This is a genomic window from Sporomusa sphaeroides DSM 2875 (assembly GCF_001941975.2).
GTDB lineage: Bacteria > Bacillota > Negativicutes > Sporomusales > Sporomusaceae > Sporomusa > Sporomusa sphaeroides.
This window is the reverse complement of record NZ_CP146991.1, coordinates 4,480,644-4,497,544: the sequence shown is the minus strand read 5'-3', so window position 1 is coordinate 4,497,544 and position 16,901 is coordinate 4,480,644. Positions and strand designations below refer to the sequence as shown.

General features: G+C 45.6%; 16 protein-coding genes. 10 read left to right on the top strand and 6 right to left on the bottom strand.

Annotated elements, in window-relative coordinates; translation table 11 throughout:
* Positions 1-91 precede the first annotated feature (91 nt).
* The 3 genes from SPSPH_RS20705 to prfH all read left to right on the top strand — a co-directional run bounded on the left by SPSPH_RS20705 (position 92) and on the right by prfH (position 2,931).
* On the top strand, positions 92-910 hold the full coding sequence (locus tag SPSPH_RS20705; protein WP_075756100.1) for an EFR1 family ferrodoxin: 819 nt from the start codon (positions 92-94) through the stop codon (positions 908-910).
* 348 nt (positions 911-1,258) lie between these two features.
* Positions 1,259-2,326 (top strand): RNA ligase RtcB family protein, encoded by a 1,068-nt coding sequence (locus SPSPH_RS20700; protein WP_109298210.1) that lies wholly within the window; start codon positions 1,259-1,261, stop codon positions 2,324-2,326.
* Entirely contained in the window at positions 2,323-2,931 is a 609-nt protein-coding gene (prfH, locus tag SPSPH_RS20695) for a peptide chain release factor H (RefSeq protein ID WP_198930926.1), read from the top strand. The genes SPSPH_RS20700 and prfH overlap by 4 nt, the downstream gene beginning before the upstream one ends.
* Before the next feature lie 141 nt (positions 2,932-3,072).
* On the opposite strand, the gene SPSPH_RS20690 is transcribed toward prfH, so the two are convergent.
* Together SPSPH_RS20690 and SPSPH_RS20685 are read right to left on the bottom strand one after the other, a co-directional pair.
* The gene (locus tag SPSPH_RS20690) at positions 3,073-4,077 is read right to left on the bottom strand and encodes a WYL domain-containing protein (RefSeq protein ID WP_075756098.1); all 1,005 of its coding nucleotides are present in this window, start codon (positions 4,075-4,077) and stop codon (positions 3,073-3,075) included.
* Between the two features lie 14 nt (positions 4,078-4,091).
* Entirely contained in the window at positions 4,092-5,345 is a 1,254-nt protein-coding gene (locus SPSPH_RS20685) for a WYL domain-containing protein (protein ID WP_083945548.1), read from the bottom strand.
* Between the two features lie 132 nt (positions 5,346-5,477).
* Between SPSPH_RS20685 and SPSPH_RS20680 the strand changes: the two genes are divergently transcribed.
* Both SPSPH_RS20680 and SPSPH_RS20675 read left to right on the top strand, forming a co-directional pair.
* On the top strand, positions 5,478-6,713 hold the full coding sequence (locus tag SPSPH_RS20680) for an RtcB family protein (RefSeq protein WP_075756096.1): 1,236 nt from the start codon (positions 5,478-5,480) through the stop codon (positions 6,711-6,713).
* Between the two features lie 67 nt (positions 6,714-6,780).
* Positions 6,781-7,569 (top strand): nucleotidyltransferase domain-containing protein, encoded by a 789-nt coding sequence (locus SPSPH_RS20675; RefSeq protein ID WP_075756095.1) that lies wholly within the window; start codon positions 6,781-6,783, stop codon positions 7,567-7,569.
* A gap of 64 nt (positions 7,570-7,633) precedes the next feature.
* Here the strand turns inward: SPSPH_RS20675 and SPSPH_RS20670 are convergent, their stop codons facing one another.
* A complete protein-coding gene (locus SPSPH_RS20670) occupies positions 7,634-8,143 on the bottom strand; it encodes a metallophosphoesterase family protein (protein WP_075756526.1) in 510 nt (169 codons plus the stop codon).
* A 488-nt stretch (positions 8,144-8,631) separates the two neighbouring features.
* Between SPSPH_RS20670 and SPSPH_RS20665 the strand changes: the two genes are divergently transcribed.
* The 5 genes from SPSPH_RS20665 to SPSPH_RS20645 all read left to right on the top strand — a co-directional run bounded on the left by SPSPH_RS20665 (position 8,632) and on the right by SPSPH_RS20645 (position 13,071).
* On the top strand, positions 8,632-9,324 hold the full coding sequence (locus SPSPH_RS20665; RefSeq protein WP_233138980.1) for a Crp/Fnr family transcriptional regulator: 693 nt from the start codon (positions 8,632-8,634) through the stop codon (positions 9,322-9,324).
* A 115-nt stretch (positions 9,325-9,439) separates the two neighbouring features.
* Positions 9,440-10,462, top strand: a complete 1,023-nt coding sequence (gene asrA, locus SPSPH_RS20660; protein ID WP_075756094.1) for an anaerobic sulfite reductase subunit AsrA — start codon at positions 9,440-9,442, stop codon at positions 10,460-10,462.
* Positions 10,449-11,243, top strand: coding sequence for an anaerobic sulfite reductase subunit AsrB (gene asrB, locus SPSPH_RS20655; protein WP_075756093.1), 795 nt, complete (start codon positions 10,449-10,451; stop codon positions 11,241-11,243). Before asrA ends, asrB begins: the two co-directional genes overlap by 14 nt.
* A gap of 15 nt (positions 11,244-11,258) precedes the next feature.
* Entirely contained in the window at positions 11,259-12,221 is a 963-nt protein-coding gene (gene asrC / locus SPSPH_RS20650; protein WP_075756092.1) for a sulfite reductase subunit C, read from the top strand.
* A 184-nt stretch (positions 12,222-12,405) separates the two neighbouring features.
* Positions 12,406-13,071 (top strand): YkgJ family cysteine cluster protein, encoded by a 666-nt coding sequence (locus SPSPH_RS20645; RefSeq protein WP_075756091.1) that lies wholly within the window; start codon positions 12,406-12,408, stop codon positions 13,069-13,071.
* 108 nt (positions 13,072-13,179) lie between these two features.
* Here the strand turns inward: SPSPH_RS20645 and SPSPH_RS20640 are convergent, their stop codons facing one another.
* The 3 genes from SPSPH_RS20640 to SPSPH_RS20630 form a co-directional block, all read right to left on the bottom strand.
* Positions 13,180-14,124: a tripartite tricarboxylate transporter substrate binding protein gene (locus tag SPSPH_RS20640; protein ID WP_075756524.1), complete on the bottom strand. Its 945-nt coding sequence runs from the start codon at positions 14,122-14,124 to the stop codon at positions 13,180-13,182.
* Positions 14,125-14,358: 234 nt separating this feature from the next.
* Positions 14,359-15,303: a tripartite tricarboxylate transporter substrate binding protein gene (locus SPSPH_RS20635; RefSeq protein ID WP_075756090.1), complete on the bottom strand. Its 945-nt coding sequence runs from the start codon at positions 15,301-15,303 to the stop codon at positions 14,359-14,361.
* Positions 15,304-15,393: 90 nt separating this feature from the next.
* Positions 15,394-16,893, bottom strand: coding sequence for a tripartite tricarboxylate transporter permease (locus SPSPH_RS20630; RefSeq protein ID WP_075756089.1), 1,500 nt, complete (start codon positions 16,891-16,893; stop codon positions 15,394-15,396).
* Positions 16,894-16,901: the final 8 nt, after the last annotated feature.

The window sequence follows — 16,901 nt, the reverse complement described above, 5'->3', positions numbered from 1 at the left end:
AAGCAGGTGGCGGTTTTGAATCGCCGTAGAAATGGAATTTATGGAAGCAAAAAGGGTGTTTATGTTGCTTCTTTTGGGGGAGGTTTAACATTTGGATTGGAAAGTTACAGCGATGTATTTTAGTGCGACTGGAACCACGAAAAAAATAATAGTTGGTATAGCTGAGAAGCTGTCTGAGAATATCAACGGAGAGCGAAAAGTAACTATTCAGGATTTCACATTGCCGGACAGCAGACAGGAACCAAAGCAATTTACCGCAAATGATATTGTGGTTTTTGGTGTTCCCGTCTACGCGGGAAGAGTCCCGAATGTCTTACTAAAATACCTGAATTCGGTTGCTGGCAATGGCGCACTGGCTATTGCAGTCACTGTTTATGGAAATAGGAATTATGATGATGCTCTCATTGAATTAACGGATATTCTGCAGGCAAACGGTTTTACGGTTATTGCCGGCGGTGCTTTTATCGGTGAGCATTCATTCTCCAAGACTCTGGCAAAAAACAGGCCGGATGATCAGGATATGGCCATAGTTAAGGAGTTTGCGCATCAACTAAAAGTAAAGCTAATTGATCAAAACAGCGTTGAGCCGGTCGAAGTCAGCGGTAACAGGCCTTATCGCTACTACTACATTCCTAAAAATGAGCAGGGCGAGCCTGTCGATATTAGGAAGGTAACGCCAAAGACAAATGACCGGTGTACCAATTGCGGGTTATGCACGCGCCTCTGTCCGATGGGATCTATTGATAGCGAGGAGGCAAGCAAGATGAAGGGAATCTGTATTAAATGCGGTGCCTGTGTGAAAAGCTGTCCTGTGAATGCCAAGTACTATGATGATAAGAACTATATCCGGCATAAGGAAGAGCTGGAAATTGATTTTTCCCATCGCCGGGAACCGGAGCTTTTTATTTAGCGGAAGCAAGGTGATATCTGCTGAATTTCAGGCAGGTATCACCTAAAAAAGGTTTCAGTGCACTTTTATTTTAAAGATTCACTTGACAAATGTATCCAGCATGATATAGTAGTATCGATACAGATATTAGGCTAAAGGGGTGTTTGTTTATGTTTGCAATTTTTATTTTTAAGGTGAACAGAATTTAATAGCTTGTTTTTGAGACAACCAAACGCCTAATATTTAATTGACGGCACGATAGGTTATCGTGTTTTTTTGTTGCCTTTTTTAGGGTAACTATAGGGCCGCAGCTTGGTTGCTGCGGCCTTTTTATGTCTGTTTGCAAATTGAATTATGAAGGGGAATTGCATGAGCAATATAACAATAATCACAAGTGAAAAGAATTGGATAGAGGATACCGCGATAACTCAACTAAAGGGGGTGGCAGCTTTACCGGGTGTAGTGCGCACCGTAGGCTTGCCGGATTTGCATGCGGGAAAATCACCTGTTGGAGCTGTAGTGGTAACCAAGGGGGTTATCTATCCGCACATAATCGGTGGCGATATTGGCTGCGGGATGGGGCTGTATTCTACCGGGGTTGAGTGCCGAAAGTTTAAGCTTGAACGCTGGGTGACAAAGCTTAATAATATACGGGAATTGTCCGATATTCAGACCGTTAATCCCTATGAGGAACCAAGCCCGATCTACGACCTGGGAACCATTGGCGGCGGCAACCATTTTGCAGAATTTCAGGTTGTTGAAAAGGTTTATGACCAGGAAACCTGCGCAATGCTGGAACTGGACGAAAGCCAGGTAATGCTGCTGCTGCACAGTGGGTCGCGCAGTTACGGGCAACGGATATTAAATGAGTATAAGGATTGCCATGGACTGGCGGCAGGGAGTGAAGCTATGCAGAGCTATCTGGCAGACCATGATCAGGCATTGCTGTGGGCCGCGAGAAACCGGGAAATCGTTGTGAACAAGCTGCTCGGCTACTTGGGGTATACGTCGCAAATCCAAAAGCTAATTGATTGCCAACACAACTTTATTGAACAAAAAGGAGATGTCTATATTCACCGGAAAGGTGCTGTGTCTGCCGAACTGGGGCCGGTCATTATTCCCGGGTCGCGAGGTTCGCTTACTTATATTGTAAAACCTGCCGGCAATACGGAAGTGTCTGCCTTCTCGTTATCACATGGAGCCGGACGGAAATGGGCCAGGAGTTTGTGTAAATCCCGAATTCGCAATAAGTATGATCGGGATACCATTCGCCAAACAAAGTTAAAGAGCAGGGTGGTCTGTCACGATACCGACCTATTGTTTCAAGAAGCACCTGAAGCCTATAAAAATATTGATACTGTGATTGCCAGCTTGCTGCAATTCGGGCTAATCCATGTTGTTGCAACCCTGCGGCCGGTATTGACCTATAAGGGGTGATTGATATATTAATTCAAATAAGTTCTGGCAAAGGTCCTTTAGAATGTGAATTGGCAGTGGGAAAATTTCTGAAGGCATTGCAAACGGAATTCGCTGACCTGGAAATAGTAAGTCAGGTACAAGGCAGTTATATTGATTGCTTCAAATCAGTAGTTATCAAAACACCAGCAAGGGTGGGAGGGATTGTTGGCACAATCAAATGGATTGTTCAGAGTCCGTTCAGACCAAAACACAAGCGCAAAAACTGGTTCATTGGGGTAAGTGAAATTCAGGAAAACCAAAAGCAGGTTTTTGATGCAGAACTTGTCCGCTTTGAAACATTCAGAAGCGGGGGCAAGGGCGGACAACATGTTAATAAGGTTGAGACAGCGGTGCGGGCCATACACATTCCTACCGGTGTTAGTGTTGTATCTACACAGGGACGCGATCAGCATACCAATAAAAAGCTGGCGCTAATCCGGCTGAACGAAATTATCATGGAGCAAAATATTGCACAAGAACTGTTGCTGAAGCAAACAATGTGGATTCAACACGAATTACTGGAGCGGGGAAAACCGATCAGGGTTTATGAAGGGATGGAATTTAAACTGCGTAAAGCCGATTAATAAAAGTTGCAGGAATGAATCTGCATAAGTTAGCGTAAGGTTTGCTTTAAACAAAAGCCACTATTGCCGGCAGGCAATAGTGGCTTTGAATTTGACGATAGGCAGAGGTAGGGCATATAAGTACTTGCTTATATGATCATCTCACCGGGGGTACACGCTGTTAGCAGTTTCTGCAAATAGCCGTTTTTGGCTTACTATGCGTTCGATAATTTGCTTCTTAAAATCTGCCGGACCTAATACGCGAATAACCGGCCCAAAGGAAAGCAGCGTAATTAATAGCTCCATTTCATCAACTTCATAGTAATAAATTTTCATATGACAGGTTTTGGTTTGTTCGTCATATTCTGAAATACGTTCAAAATTGGATAGCTGGGTAAAAATGCGCTCAAAGCCGTTGCGTTCGTTGGTAATCTCGATTTCAACCGGCTGGGGCATACGCAGGCTTTGAATATAGCAGGCCAGGTCTGTGGGGGCATTCCAATCCATTACCGTTACCGAAGTAATGCGGGCAAGGTTTAATTTGTAGAGGCTTTTTAATTTCTTTTGGCGCATTCTAACGCCAATCAGCCTGAACTTATCGTCTTTCATCGAATACTCAAGTTTGTAAGGGGCGATATAAGCTGAAAGACGGTTGCCTTTACCGCTTTCGTAGGTAATCAGCAATATTTTGGACGCTTGTATGGCAGTAAGAATCGTCGCGAAGATATACTTGTATTCGTTGTTGTCATAGGCATCACCATCATTAGCCATATCAACAGGCAGGAGGCAGTCTGGACAGTAGAGCGGTTCAACATCGGCAAGCAGGGAACTGTATAAATCATATTGGTTCCCGTTGGTAAAAAGCTTAAACCGCTTATCTGCCAGTATGGTTTTTAGCCAGCGTTTTTGTAATGTTGTCAGCATAGGGGGCGGAAGGTTTTGGGGAACAGGCTGAGAATAACCGGAAGGCCCATTGATTAGCAACCGGTAATTATTCTGGCCGGTATTGAGCAAGGCCGGAGTGAGGTTTAGGGAAGTTTCGGCAAAACCAAGCTCTGAAACAATGGCGGCGATATCGCGGGTTGTAAGGCTGCGGCTGGAGGCTGCTTGCAAGACTTGGCTGATGATGTAGTAGTATCTGCTATGAATTTCGCTAAAAAGCTCCATCCGGTTTTCCCTCTCTAGTCTTCATACATGTGTGTCATGCACTCGATGTCCTCATGAAACTGCTTCATTATCCGCTGGTTAGAGCCGGTTAGGGAGATGATCCGTCCGATAAATGTTCGCAGCCAGGGTACCATTTCCTGCGTATCAGAGACTTCAATGCGGTAGACGAAGCGATTGTCAGCAAGTTTTTCGACTGTGCCGTGTTTGCCTTCCCGTTGCAGCCGTGTAAGAACATACGCTTCGGACTCTTCATCGATAGCCAGTACCATTTCCAGTTGTTCAATATGATTTTTTCTGCCAAGATAGACGCCCCAGGTACGGAGAAGCCTGGTTTCCAGTTCAGACAAGTGTTTGGTAAAAACACTACTTTGCTCCAGTACTTTGACTTTTTTAAGATAATCCAGACGGTAGGAGAAAAAGTTGTGCGTCCGGCTGTTATAGGCAAGTAAATAGCGCCGCCCGTGCTTGACATTGATTGCAATTTTTAGCGGTAAGATTGTCTGGCAGGAAGGGTTTTTTGACCGGTTGCTGCAGGTCTCAAGCTGGATGCTTCTTTGCTCTTGGATGGCTGACAATATTTTCAGCAATACCTCGTCATCAAGGGTATGGGAAGCAAAAAAATGTCTAAAGGAAAAGATTCCGGGATTCTGGCCGGTATCACGGCGGATGAAATACCCCAGAACGCCTGCCGGCGTAATATTTTCGAAAAAATGTATAGGGACGGCGAGTTTGTTTATTATCTCAGGCAAGGCGTTATCCAGCTTACTGTCACTAATAAAGTAATGAAGCGTTTTACCGTTTTTCTGTTTTTGGAATAAGCCGGCTGCGACATATTCGTTAAGCTTATTGCGGACAGTCATGGTATCCGGCATTTCACAATCGTCAAAACACGACAGGTACTGCTCGTAAAGGAGAGCGGCAGCCGTCTGAGCAGTTGAACCGGGATGGTTTTTAAGTATATCAAAAAGGCAAAAATGCAGCAGGCAGTCATTGGCGGTAAAAGATTTTGTCTCCCATACTGAAAACAGCGGATTTTGGGAGAGGTCGCCGGTATCGGTACTGATAAACAGATTTTTCCCGCGAGCGCTGGTTTCCCAGTGAATATAGCCGGCAAGATAGCTTTCTATTCTTCGCCGTTCATTATCATAACTCCGGCTGCTTTTGTGCGTGTAGTCATTACGGCATTTATAGCCGTACACTAAAAAATCCCGGGCATAGTCTCGGATTTTATCAAAGTTTTTAATGAGTTCTGTAAATGCGGCCATCATATCACCCTACAATATAATCGTTGGGTTTAGCATTTTAAAATAGCATTCTTAGTGAAATGTTGCAAGCTCGCAAACTTTTTTTAATGATAGCTGAAGCATAATTTGGTAAATTATACACGAGGAGATGATAGTATGTATGTTATTTATGACCAGGAAAAACAGCAACATCCGATAAAGGTTTGGCTGCAGGAACAGGACCGGTTGGAAGAGGGCTGCCTCCAACAAGCCACCAACCTGTCTAATCTGCCTTTTATACATAAATGGGTTGCACTTATGCCTGATACCCATATGGGGAAAGGAATGCCTATCGGCGGGGTTATTGCCGCTGACGGTGTAGTGATTCCCAATGCGGTCGGGGTGGATATCGGTTGTGGGATGGCTTATATTCAAACCAATATTGAGGCCGCTTTACTTAAAAATACAAATACGGCAAGCGGATCGCTCCTGCAGGTTCTCATCGGCGACATCCTGCGGAATATTCCCGTGGGCTTCGCCCATCATAAACAGCGGCAGGCATCTGCTGTCATTGATGAGGCCATGGCCAATAAAGAGCATTATGCATTTGCCGCAAAACTTCTGCCGGAAATAGAGGATGGGTATTACCAAACCGGAACGCTTGGCGGCGGGAACCATTTTATTGAGTTGCAGGAAGATGAAAATGGCCTCACCGGTATTATGCTGCATTCGGGCAGCCGGCATCTTGGACACCAAATCTGCCGCTTTTTCCATGAGGAAGCCCAAAAGAACAACAAAAAATGGTTTGCCGCAGTACCTGCTGAATATCAACTGGCCTTTTTGCCTGTTGACAGCAAAGCGGGGCAGGCTTATATCGACTGGATGCAACTGGCGCTGGCTTTTGCCAAAGAAAATCGCGACCATATGATGGACGCGATAACAGGCCTGTTGGATAAATGGACAAACCGCTTGCTCGGTTGCCGCCCAGAGTATTCGAATTACATTAACTGTCACCATAATTATGCCGACCTGGAGCACCATTATGGGAAAAATGTCTGGGTACACCGTAAAGGAGCTATCCGTGCGAGAAAAGGCGATATTGGCATTATTCCCGGTGCTATGGGCTCTTATAGTTATCTTGTTGAAGGAAAAGGCAATGCGGAAAGTTTTCATTCCTGTTCTCATGGGGCGGGACGGCTTATGTCGCGGACCAAAGCCAAAGGGACATTTGCGGTGGAAGCGGTTATGAACGATTTAAAAAGCTGTGGTGTGGTTCTGGGCAAGAATAACAAGAGTGATGTGGCCGAGGAATCAAGATTTGCCTACAAAGATATTGATGCTGTTATTGAAAATGAGCTTGACCTGATAACGCCGGTAAAGAAACTGCGCACCCTTGGCGTGGTCAAGGGTTAATTTTGAAAGTATGTTCTGAGAGATTCTTGGAGTTATTCGGTGCCTGCAGGGTGTTGGGAGTGATAGTATGAGAGCGGCAATTCTTGCTAAATTAACAGATATTGAAACTGAAGAAAAAATAAAAATACTGTTTGCAGTTGAATCAGGGAGCCGGGCCTGGGGTTTTCCTTCGCCGGATAGTGATTATGATGTTCGTTTTGTCTATATCCACAGACCGGAATGGTATCTGTCCATTGAAAAAAAGCGTGATGTGCTTGAGTACCCCATTCATGATTTATTAGATATAAACGGCTGGGATATACGGAAAGCATTGGGGTTATTGCGCAAATACAACCCGGCGCTTATGGAATGGCTGGACTCACCCATCGTTTACCGGGAAGAAAATGAAATAAGAGAACAGATGAAAGCCATCCGTTCTGCCTATTTTGCACGCAGAACATCAATGTTCCATTATTTAAGTATGGCGGTATCCAATTATAGAAGCTACCTGAAGGGGGAGACAGTCAAAGCCAAAAAGTATTTTTATGTCCTTAGGCCACTGTTTGCATGCATGTGGCTGGAGCGTGAAAATACTCATCCACCCCTCTCCTTTCATACACTTTTGGCAACACAAATGCAAGGAAATCCGTCGCTGCAAGAACAGCTGGAAGCCTTGCTTGCCCGAAAGATGGCCGGAGACGAATTGTCAATGATCCCGCGTATGGAGGCTGTGAACCGTTTCATCGAAGAGAGACTCACATACTTTGAGGACTATGCCAATAGACTGCCGCCAGACCATTTTTGCGATATGGAGCAGCTCAATTCATTCTTTAGGAGTCTATTACATAAGATTTGGGCATTTGACCCGCACCTATGAACACTTATCATTCCGATATTCGTTAATTTTGCTCATCCCTGCTGCGCCGGATAAATAAATGAGGCTACAGGCTTAATGATTGAAGATTATCGAATAGTACCAAACGGGCTTCGATCGAGGCAGCGTTAAGGTCTAAAAGAATGAAAGTAAACCATTTTTGGGTTCGCTTGCTGGTCGGAGAACCGGGATTAAGCATCAAAACTTTATTTTTGGTCGTAATAGACGGCTGGTGGCTGTGTCCGAAAACAATGATGTTGACATTGTCGTTCTCAAAGGCGGCGTAAGCCCGGTCAAGTGTAGATTTTCCTTTTCCATGGCCATGAAAGATACCTAACCGGTAAGAACCCAGCGTAAGTAATTCCTTCTCTTTAAGCGTATTCTGAATCCCGGCCGTATCGCAGTTGCCCCATACGCCGTGAAATCCAGGGATCTTTCTTAATGTATCGACAACGGCGTCATTTATGTAATCACCGGCATGGATGATCAGGTCTACTTCACCGAGCTTGTCTAACAATGTTTTAAGCATATCAGTTTCTTTATTCAGATGGGTATCGGCTAAAATCACGATTTTCATGGTAAAACCGCCTTTCATTTACCATAGTGTATTCCAAATGTATGCCTGATATAAACGGCAATAGCCCTCGCCCTGCCGGGTTAGTTCCGGACGGTTATTTGCAATATTTTCCGGCATAAAAACAAATCCTTCCTCATATATTAAAATATTCTTTGTTTTTTAAAGGAGGGGGATTAGTTATGTTTTGGGATATTGCTTATGGATTAATTTCTGTTGGTACCATTACCTTATGTTCTTTGGGGTATGCTTTTAATTGGCTACCATAAAGCGGATTAGCTGTTGGCCGGATGGTGGAGATATGTGGGTAATTGTGAATGTAGAGTTTTAGTTTAGTATGTTATCAATGGGAGCATAATTTTGCCTGTAGGCAGAAGGATGCTCCTGTTTTAGATAGCAAAGAAAATGCTGAAACCATGCAGGATTTTTGCAGTTTATGGGAAATGTACTCCAATAGCGGGTTTGCCTGACTAACAATAAAGATACTGGTGATGATGATGAATATAAGTGAGGCAGTGGCGCTGGTGGAGGCCTTTCAGCAGGCAGCTCCCCGGTCTGTCAGAGTATTGTCCGCCTGTGGCACGGTGCGCCGCCTGGTTAAAGGGGAACATTTATTTTTTGATAAAGAGCCGGTAGAGATGGTTTATATTGTTATCAGCGGCCTTGTCACCCTCTATACGGTTGACGCGCAGGGGGAGAAAAAGGTCATCTTTATTTTAGATAAAGGCAAACTGATTAACGAAGTGGTTTTGCAAGGAATTCCTGCCTCCATCAATTGCGAAGCATTTGAAGAGGCCCAGATTCTTTGTTTTGACAGGCAGGATTTCCTGCGTGTCATGGAACAGGATTTTTCACTGACTAAAAGTGTATTGGCCTCTCTGGCCATGAAAGTTCGGCGCCTTTACCGGCAAATGAAGAATACTCCCAACTCTGTGCGCGGTGATAAACGCATTGCCGCCAAACTGTGGAAGCTGTCCAGAGATTACGGTGTTCCCGGTCAAGGGGGAACTACGATTAACATTGATGTAAGTATTACCTATCTTGCGGAGATGCTGGGATCACGGCGTGAAACTGTATCACGCCAACTGAAAATTTTGGTCAGTCAAGGATTGATTCGGATTAATGATGGTCAAATAACGATAGTAGACCGTGATAAACTTTCAGAATATTTTAAGCTGCCGTGATTTTAGTCACGGCAGCCTTTTTTTGCCCACGCTACAATTAACTTGTTAAAAAATACACAAGGAACGTAAGTATCATTATTCCATACTACATCAATTAAAAGAAAGAGGTGTAAACATGGGCTACTGCTTAGAACAAACGGGCTTCAATCAGATATTGCAGGAGTGGTCTAAAGACTATTTTATCTATGCTCCTAAGCGTTTCAAAGATGGAGGTGGTTTCTCAGATACTGACCGTATTCGTTACGGGGAAATTCATACAGTGGAAGAAATCGTTTTTGATCTAAAATCAGAATTTTCCTTTAAAGAAGTGCTGTTGCCTCTGTCGCAGACTTTGTTTTTCTTTACCGAAGAGGTTGTCAAAGAAGCAGACCCTCCTAAAAAAGGGGCAGTAATTTTTCTGCGCAGTTGTGATCTGCATGCAGTAAAACGGCTTGACGCGATCTATCTGGAAAACGGTTGTGAAGACTATTATTATCAGCGGCTGCGGGATAAAGTAAAGTTTGTGCTGCTTGGCTGTCAGTATTCCTTTGAAAACTGTTTCTGTGTTGATATGGGAACAAATCGAACAGATGCGTATGATGCTTATCTTGAAATTATAAATGGCAAGGTATATGTGGATAATCATAATGAAGCATGGGAGGCCTTATTGGCTGCTCGCAGCGCAGCAACACCGGCTGTAGTTCCCGCCTGCGTAACCCGGAATGAAACCTGTGTCCATATTCCGGCGGGGATTACGCTGGAGGTAATGGGTGCAACTATGTGGGATGAGTATGACAGCCGCTGTATTAACTGCGGCCGCTGCAATTTTGTCTGTCCCACCTGCACCTGCTTTAGTATGCAGGATATATTTTACACCGATAACGGCAAGGCGGGAGAGCGGCGCCGGGTGTGGGCCTCTTGTATGGTGGACGGCTTTACCGAGGTTGCGGGCGGCGGTTGTTACCGCCAAAAGAACGGACAACGCATGCGCTTTAAGGTACTGCATAAAGTATATGATTACAAAAAACGCAATGGCTATCACATGTGTGTAGGTTGTGGCCGTTGTGACGACATCTGCCCGGAATATATATCGTTTTCGCATTCGATAAATAAACTGGCTGACGCTATCGAGGAGGTGGCTGCAAATGGCGGCAAATGAGTATCTTCCCTTCCGGTCCGAGATAAGGGATGTTATTAAGCACACGGAGCTTGAATATACTTTTCGCCTTACGTATGAGGGTCAGGTAAAACCCGGACAATTTTTTGAAGTTTCCATCCCGAAGTATGGGGAAGCTCCTATTTCTGTCAGCGGTATTGGCGACGGCACCGTAGATTTGACCATCCGCCGGGTGGGTAAGGTTACTAATGAAATTTTTGAGCATTATGTTGGCGACAAATTATTTATGCGCGGTCCGTATGGCAATGGCTTTGATATCGACAACTACAAGGGAAAAGAGCTGGTGGTCATTGCCGGCGGCACCGGCCTTTCCCCGGTAAAAGGGGTAGTGGATTATTTTTGCAGCCATATGGAAGAAACAATAGGCATGACGCTGGTAGCAGGATTTAAGACGCCAAAAGATATTTTATTTATAGAAGAGTTTGGTCACTGGCAGAAAAACCTGGATGTAATTTTGACGGTAGACTGTGCACAAGACGATACCGCCTGCCAGATTGGTCTGGTTACACAGTATATTCCGGAGCTGAAGCTGAAAAATGTTGCTAAGGCGGTGGCCATTGTGGTTGGGCCGCCAATGATGATGAAGTTCGCTGCCCAGGGGCTTTTGCAGCGTGGCTTTCACGAGGAAAATATCTGGATTTCCCATGAACGGAAAATGTGCTGCGGTATTGGGAAATGCGGGCATTGTAAAATTGATGACACCTATGTTTGCCTGGAAGGGCCTGTATTTAACTATGTAAAGGGTGCTCAACTGCTTGATTAGAAGGGAGGGGTTCTAATGGATGTAAATACCAAAATGCTGAAGAAGAATGCGTTTCGTGTGACTAAACACAGAGGTTTGACCGCTTCACGGATTCGTGTTCCCGGTGGCTATCTGGAGGCAAAATATTTAGCGGTCATCCAAACTATTGCTGAAACCTATGGTAACGGTATTGTCAATATTACCACCCGGCAGGGCTTTGAGCTTCCGGGGATTAAATTTGCAGATATGCCTAAGGTTAATAAATTGCTCCAGCCTGTTATCGCAGGCTTGGACATTAATCAGGAGCTTCCGGGGAAAGGCTATACCGCTTCAGGTACAAGAAATGTTACGGCCTGCGTGGGGAATAATGTATGTCCTTATGCCTGTTATAATACCTCTGCTTTGGCGAAACGGCTTGAAAAAGCAATCTTCCCCAACGACCTGCATGTTAAGGTAGCATTGACGGGTTGTCCGAATGATTGCGCCAAAGTAAGAATGCATGATTTTGGGATTATGGGTATGACCCTGCCCCAGTATGACTCAGACCGCTGTGTTAGCTGCGGGGCTTGTGTGAAGGCTTGTACCAGGAAGTCGGTCAGTGCTCTGGCGACGGTAAATTTCAAAGTTGTGCGTGATACCGGGAATTGTATCGGTTGCGGGGAATGTGTGCTGAATTGCCCGACAGGGGCATGGACCCGCAGCCGGGAGAAATACTTCCGGCTAACCATTTTTGGCAGAACCGGCAAGAAAAATCCCCGTCTGGGCGAAGATTTCATCAAATGGGCCGATGAAGCGAGTATTACGAAAATCATTTGCAATACCTATGACTATGTGAAAAAGTACATTGACCCGTCTGCGCCCGGCGGCAAAGAGCATATCGGCTACATTGTGGACAGAACCGGTTTTGAGGAATTTAAAAAATGGGCATTACGAGAGGTTCAGCTTCCCGCAAGAGCCGAAGTATGTACCCTGGTTTACTGGAAAGGTGTTACCTATTGAGACCTGTTTATCAGTATTTTTGCTGATTGGCAGGAGAATTAGCCCAAAAAGAAGAATGTAGAGCCATGATTCATGTGCACATGAATCATGGCTCTTTATCTTGACAGAAAGCATACTTTCTCCGCCGTTGCCAAAGGCTCGCACAAGCCATGTATTGTACCTAATAAGATATAATATTGAGAGGATGGTCAAACTGAAACTATTCTTTAACCAAGCCGGCGAAGTCGATATTACCGGATTAAACCATACATCTACGGTGCAGGACTTTTTTGAGGCTGTCGATGAGTTTCTAACAGAGAATCCATTGCCCTGTGACGCCTGTAAAGAGCATTGCTGTAAAGGCAGATTCAAAATCAATATGGACAGTATCAGCGCTAAGAAAATATCCAAAGGTAAGCTTGAGCGGATTATTCCCAAACTGTTTGTTGATGTGGGCGAAAATAAGCTGGAAATATTTATGGTTGCCGGACACAAAAAATGCCGCCATCTGGACGGCTTGGGAAGATGCCTTATTTATAAAGAACGGACGGCAAGCTGCCGGACATATATCTGTATTCCGCAAAGCGCATGTTACCGGATTCTGGATGCAGCGATTGTTGCGGAAATGCATCATGCTATGCGGGCAGAATATCTTAATGCGGTGATAAAAGACCCGGCCACCCCGCCGGCGGCTATTGAGCCGGCAAAAGCGTTGTGTCAGGAAATAATAAACACCAGTATCGCTTACGGCTGCAGCAATTATAGTGAAATCTTAATTAAGGATTGCGTAAGGTCCGATTTTGCTCATTCCAACGTATCGCCGGCAGAAGTCTGCTTATTTAATGATCTCATCTGCAGAGAGGATTTGTAGCAGTATGCTAATTCTCCCCGGGAGGGATAGGGTTACCGCATCCCTGCGTGTCCCAAAAGAATGTGCTGTTCCTTTATCAGGAACAGCACATTTCTTGCGTTAGTATGGCTATTTCTTTTGTGCTTTGATTACATCGGCTATACCGGTTTCTTTTATCATTTTCGTCAGCTTTTCATTATCAGCTATCCATCTGTCCTTGAATTCAACCGGCCCTAAATATTCGACAACCATTCCCAGTTCCTGCATATTTTTATTAAACTCGGGGGCATTGATCATTTCTTTTAAGCCAGCAGCCAGCTTAGCTTTTTCAGCCGCCGGAATGCCCTTGGGAGCTACCACGCCAATCCAAAAGTCAAACGCGACATTGACTCCCTGCTCTTTGAAGGTAGGTACATTCTCAAAGCCGGAGATGGTTAGCCGTTTATCCTCCGCAACCCCCAGTACCTTTATTGTGCCGCTTTTTACATGTTCTCTTAAGGCAGACGGATTACCCAGCATAAAATGGATATGGTTTCCCAGCAAGGATGCAAGGGCTTCTGATTCGCCCTTAAACGGAACCTGGACGATATTGATATTAGCTTCTTTGGCAAACATTTCACCGGTGAGATGTATTGTCGTACCCAAACCGGCATGGCCAAATTTGATTTTTCCGGGATTTGCTTTAGCGTAGCTGACCAAATCATTCAGATTCTGCCATGGCTTATCAGCCAGAACAGCCAGGACTGTGGGAGAGGATACAACTTTTACCACCGGTTCCAGTGCGGTGGGGTAGTGATATCTGGTTTCACCATAGAGTGGCTGCAATATTACGTTTACGCCAATTACCCCGATTGTATAGCCGTCAGGCTTGGCGCCGGCCATTTCGTTCATGCCGATGGTGCCTGCGCCTCCAACCATATTAAGCACAACCAACGGTTGGCCCAGGTGTTTCTGCGCAGACTTTTCCAGTGCCCGCGCCATTATATCCGCACCGCCGCCAGCCGCAAACGGGACAATTACATTGATTGGCTTAGCCGGGTATTTTTCCGGAGCGGTACTTTCCTTCGCCCCCATATTACAACCTCCCAGCAATAATGTCATACACAAAAAGACGGCAAGCAACGGCAAAACAATACGCTTATTCTGCATTTAGCAACCTCCTCTTATATTTGTGCACCTGCTTGTCCTCAAGAAGCTGTTTGCCGCATGGAAAACCAGCAAAGCAATCTCACGCAAAAGACTGGTATTTGAGATAAATCGCCGGGATAACGGCACCGGTTCACCAACCTGCCTGTTTCGTTAATACGGCTATTTCTTCTGTGCTTTGATTACATCGGCGATACCGGTTTCTTTTGTTACTTTCGTCAGTTTTTCATTATCAGCTATCCATCTGTCCTTGAATTCAGCCGGCCCTAAATATTCGGCAACCATTCCCAGTTCCTGCATACTTTTACTAAACTCAGGGGCGTTGATCATTTCCTTCAAACCAGCAGCTAACTTAGCTTTTTCAGCCGCCGGAATACCCTTGGGAGCTACCACGCCAATCCAAAAGTCAAATGCGACATTGATCCCCTGTTCTTTGAAGGTAGGCACATTCTCAAAGCCGGAGAGGGTTAGGCGCTTTTCTTCAGCAGCCCCGAGTATCTTTATTGAGCCGCTTTTTACATGCTCTTTTAAGGCAGGCGGAGTACTCAGGATTAAATGAACATGGTCTCCCAGCAAGGATGCAAGGGCCTCAGAATCGCCCTTAAACGGAACCTGGACGATATTAATGTTAGCTTCTTTGCCAAACAGCTCACCGGTGAGATGCGTTGTCGTACCCAAACCGGCATGGCCAAACTTGATTTTTCCGGGATTGGCTTTGGCATAGCTAACCAAATCATTGAGATTCTGCCATGGCTTATCAGAGCGAACAGCCAGGACTATCGGTGAGGACACAACCTTTACCAAAGGTTCCAGTGCGGTGGGGTAGTGGTATCTGGTTTCGCCATAGAGCGGCTGCAATATTGCGTTTATGCCAATTACCCCGATCGTATAGCCGTCAGCCTGGGCGCCGGCCATTTCATTCATGCCGATGGTGGCTGCGCCTCCTGGCATATTAAGTACAACCAACGGTTGGCCCAGGTGTTGTTGCGCAGATTTTTCCAGTGTCCGTGCTATTATGTCCGCACTGCCGCCAGCCGCAAACGGAACAATTATGTTGATTGGTTTAACCGGATATTTTTCCGGAGCGGTACTTTCCTTTGCCCCCATGTTACAACCTCCCAGCATTAGTGTCATACACAGAAAAACGGTAAGTAACGATAAAACAATACGCTTATTCTCCACCCAACAACCTCCTTTTTATATTTGTGTGCTCTGCTTTTTCTTCAAGAAGCTGCTTACAATATGAAAAACCAGCAAAGCAATACCACACCAAAGAATGGTACCTGAGATTGGTCTTGAGAGGAAAAACCAGGGGTTGCCGTCGCCGATAATTAAGCCCTGTGCCAGCCCGGTTTCCAGGGTAGGCCCGAGGATAAGGCCCAGAGCTAACGGCGCCGGTTCATAACCCGTCTGTTTCATGGCAAAGCCAAGTATCCCAAAACCAGCCAGCAGCACCAGGTCGAAGATACTGTGATTAAGCGAATACGCCCCTGTTATGGTAATGATCAGGACGACCGGCATCAGAATATGTATGGGAGTTCGCAGCAGATAGGCGAATAACCCTACCAGCGGCAGATTTATAATCAGCAATAGCACATTGCCAATATACATACTGGCAATAAGACCCCAGAATAAATCCGGATGCTGTGTGACTAAAGTCGGGCCGGGGATGACACCGTGGATCATGAACCCGCTTAACAAAATGGCGGAAATGGCAGAGAAGGGCAGACCTAAAGACAATAGCGGAATCATGGCGGCGGAAGCTGCGGCATTATTAGCGGATTCCGGACCGGCGACTCCTTCAATCGCCCCGTGGCCAAACTCCTCGGGGTGTTTACTTTTTTTTCTTTCAACGGCATAGGATACAAAGGTTGAAATCGTGGCAGACGGTCCTGGAATTAAACCCACTAAAAATCCAATAATTCCGCCACGGAAAATCGGCATAACCGAACGCCGGATTTCTTCTTTGTCCGGGTATAATTCCCGCAACCGGAATGATTGTACTTTTCGTTGATTTGTGGTGGTAACAAGTGTATCCAATATCTCTCCGATACCGAACAGTCCCATTACCACAATGGAAAATTCCAAACCCCGCTGTAATTCATCCACTGCAAATGTAAACCGGTTGATACCGGTTAAGCTGTCCAGGCCTACTGTGCCAAGCATAATGCCGACGGCGACCATCAGGCCTGATTTGAGCATGGAAGTACCTGTTAACTTCATCAGAATTAACAGGCCTACTGTCGCAATCGCGAAATATTCCGGCGGCCCAAAGGTTACAGCAAGCCTGGACATAACCGGTGCAAAAAAGGTCAGGCCGATAAGCCCTATGGTTCCGGCAATCAGCGAGCCGACAGCGGCAACCGCCAGAGCTGCGCCTGCCCGTCCCTTTTTGGCCATAGCATACCCATCGATACAAGTAACCACCGAGGAGGCCTCGCCGGGAATATTCAGTAATATCGAAGTGGTCGAGCCGCCAAATAAAGAGCCATAAAAAATTCCTGCAAACATTATGAGCGAAGTCGTTGCGTCCATGGTAAAGCTAAAAGGCAAAAGCAGTGCGATAGCTCCTATCGGCCCGATTCCAGGCAACACCCCTACCAGTGTTCCGATCAGAACACCTATTAGGCAGGCTAACAGATTGGCAGGTGAAGTACTGATAACAAAACCATGGATGAGCATGTCTACAATGTCCACTATCGTCA